The following is a 327-nucleotide window of genomic DNA, read 5'->3' as shown; positions in this document are numbered from 1 at the left end:
TCTCTCAATATTTCGACCAAAAATAACGACTCTAAATGTCGAAGACCATTTTGCTCTACAGACTTTCCGATTAGCTCTGAATCTGAAGCGACTTCAGTATCGATAATATAATCACGGATCTGAACTTGGTTCTTGTCGTACTCTGGCAATAATGGGCTTAATGCAAACAAAAGCACCCCACAACCCACAACCAAACATAAGCCCACCACGGTAAAGTCGAAAAACCTCAAACTGGGCAAACCTGAGTCGATAACCAAACTATTGACGATTAAGTTAGTGGACGTTCCAACTAAGGTTAAGGTTCCACCCAGTATGGCAGCATAAGAA

General features: G+C 41.6%; 1 protein-coding gene. It reads right to left on the bottom strand.

Annotated features, from left to right (window positions below):
- On the bottom strand, positions 1-327 hold a 327-nt coding region (locus AB4496_RS27960), incomplete at both ends, for an SLC13 family permease (protein ID WP_372133288.1).

The sequence above is a fragment of the Vibrio sp. 10N.222.46.A1 genome, from assembly GCF_041473595.1.
GTDB lineage: Bacteria > Pseudomonadota > Gammaproteobacteria > Enterobacterales > Vibrionaceae > Vibrio > Vibrio tasmaniensis_A.
This window is presented reverse-complemented; position numbering and strand designations above follow the sequence as displayed.